The sequence below is a fragment of the Amorphus sp. 3PC139-8 genome (assembly GCF_040750475.1).
GTDB lineage: Bacteria > Pseudomonadota > Alphaproteobacteria > Rhizobiales > Amorphaceae > Amorphus.
The window spans coordinates 1-2647 of the sequence record NZ_JABJVY010000067.1 but is presented as its reverse complement, the minus strand read 5'-3'; the positions used below and the strand labels follow the sequence as shown (position 1 = coordinate 2647).

The 2647-nt window shown below is 65.1% G+C and carries 2 protein-coding genes; both read left to right on the top strand.

Annotation, left to right across the window (positions count from 1 at the left end; genetic code table 11):
* Positions 1–154 precede the first annotated feature (154 nt).
* The gene (istA, locus tag HNS03_RS25605; RefSeq protein ID WP_367198874.1) at positions 155–1705 is read left to right on the top strand and encodes an IS21 family transposase; all 1551 of its coding nucleotides are present in this window, start codon (positions 155–157) and stop codon (positions 1703–1705) included.
* Positions 1702–2514 (top strand): IS21-like element helper ATPase IstB, encoded by an 813-nt coding sequence (gene istB / locus HNS03_RS25600; RefSeq protein ID WP_367198873.1) that lies wholly within the window; start codon positions 1702–1704, stop codon positions 2512–2514. The genes istA and istB overlap by 4 nt, the downstream gene beginning before the upstream one ends.
* Positions 2515–2647 lie beyond the last annotated feature (133 nt).

Genomic DNA, 2647 nt, shown 5'->3' with positions numbered 1-2647 from the left:
GTGCGGCGCGGCAATCAAGGTGAGAGGGCAGCGTCAATCAGGATGAGAACGCCGCTGGGCGGGAACGCAGGGAGGGCGTAGCCCGACCGGAGTTTCCGTTCAGCGGCGGCGGGCTGTTCAAGGGCCTTTCACTGGTGTTCGCGGCCGGTCGGGTATGCGGGTGGTTTTTCCCATTCGGAGGAATCGCCTCGTGCCTGGCCGCCACGTAACCGATCACCAGATGAGGCTCTACATGAAGCTCCGACAGACCCATCCGACGGCCGTCGCCGCGGCGAAGGCATCGATCAGCATGGCGACCGCCTACCGGATCGAGACCGATCCGCGGCTGCCCTCGCAAAAGCAGACATCGCGCTGCCGCCGGCGGCCCGACCCGCTTGCCGGCATTTTCGACAATGAAGTCGTACCGCTTCTGAAGGCGGCTCCCGGCATTCGACCCGTGGCCATCTTCGAGGAGATGATGCGCCGCCATCCCGAGTTGGACAGTGGCGTGCGCCGCACGCTGGAGCGGCGCATCCGTGCCTGGCGCGCCATTCACGGCGAGGAACAGGAGGTCATTTTCCGGCAAGTGCATGAGCCCGGGCGGCTTGGCCTGTCGGATTTCACCGACATGGGCGGCGCCGGCATCACCATCGCCCGAGCGCCCCTCGATCATCGGCTTTATCATTTCCGGCTCGCCTATTCCGGCTTCGAGCATGCCCATGTCGTGCTCGGCGGCGAGAGCTTCGTCGCCCTGGCCGAAGGCCTGCAGAACGCGCTCTGGTCGCTCGGCGGTGTCCCGCGCGAGCATCGCTCGGACAGCCTGTCGGCGGCCTTCCGCAATCTGGACAGGGATGCACGCGAGGATCTGACGCGTCGCTACGCGGAGCTGTGCGGGCATTACGGCATGACGGCGACGCGCAACAATGCCGGCATCGCCCACGAGAACGGCGCCATCGAAGGCTCGCATGGTCATCTCAAGCGGGCGATCGAGGATGCACTTTTGATGCGCGGCTCGCGCGATTTCGACGACCTGGCCGCCTACCGCCGCTTCGTCGACGAGATCGTCAGCCGCATGAACGCCCGCAATCGCAAGCGCATCGATGTCGAACGCAGCGAACTGAAGGAACTGCCCAACCGGCGCACCACCGACTATGAGGAGGTCACCGTGCGCGTCACGTCCGCGGGCGGCTTTACCCTGCGCAAGGTGTTCTACACCGTGCCCTCGCGCCTGATCGGCCACCGCTTGCGTGTGCGCCTTTACGACGACCGTCTGGATGTCTTCATCGGCGGCACGCATCTCATGACGCTGCCGCGCGGGCGCGCCTCCTCCTCCGGCAAGCACGACCAGGTCGTCAACTATCGCCATGTGATCCATTCCCTGCGCAGGAAGCCCATGGCGCTGATGAACCTCGTCTACCGCGACCAGCTGTTTCCGCGCGAGGCCTACCGGCGAACCTTCGACCGTCTCATTGAGCGGCTGCCGGAACGACAGGCCTGCCGCACCATGGTCGAGCTTCTCGCCATCGCCCATGAACGCGGCTGCGAGAGCGAACTGGCCGAGCAGCTCTCCGCGTGTCTCGAGGCCCGCCAACTGCCCGACATGGCCGTCCTGAGAGCGCGGTTCGCGCCCGATCCGGCAAACCTGCCGAACATTGTCGTGCGCTTTGCTTCCCTCGACGCCTATGAAGCCCTGATCGGCACCGGGGTGACGGGAGGTGCGGCATGAGCGACAAGACAATCGATCCCGCCAGGCTCAGCCTGCTTCTCAACGAGCTGCGTCTGCCCGCCAGCAAGGTGATCTGGCCGCAATTCGCCGAGCAGGCCGACAAGGAAGGCTGGCCGGCCGCCCGCTTCCTGGCCGCGCTCGCAGAACACGAACTGGCCGAACGCGACCGCCGCCGCATCGAGCGTCACCTCGCCGAGGCCCGTCTTCTGCCGGGCAAGACCCTCAACACCTTCGAGTTCGACGCCGTCCCGATGATCTCCAAGGCCCAGGTCATGGCGATTACCGCCGGCGACAGCTGGCTGGAGAAGGGCGCCAATCTTCTGCTGTTCGGGCCGCCAGGCGGTGGCAAGAGCCATCTCGCCTCGGCCATCGGGCTCGCCCTCATCGAGAACGGATATAGGGTGCTGTTCACCCGCACCACCGATCTCGTCCAGAAGCTGCAGCAGGCCCGGCGCGACCTTGCGCTCGAAAGCGCTCTCGCCAAGCTCGACAAGTTCCACCTGCTCATCCTCGACGACCTCGCCTACGTCACCAAGGATCAGGCAGAGACGAGCGTGCTGTTCGAGCTCATCAGCGCCCGCTACGAGCGACGCTCAATGCTGATCACCGCCAACCAGCCCTTCGGCGCCTGGGAGAAGGTCTTCCCCGATCCCGCCATGACACTCGCCGCGGTCGATCGTCTCGTCCATCACGCCACCATCTTCGAGATGAATGTCGAGAGCTACAGGCGACGCGAGGCCGTCGAGCGTCGAAAAGGACCAGGGCGGCCAGCCTCACATGCGACACCCGCCGATATCGCCGCTAACTGACGCTCCGCGACAATCAAACTGAGAAAGGGACTTGCGCGCGACACCCATTGTCGCAATCATCATCACCGCCGCGACACCAGATTCTCATCCAGATTGTCGCGCACCTCTCTCCCAGAATGTCGCGCTATAGCAG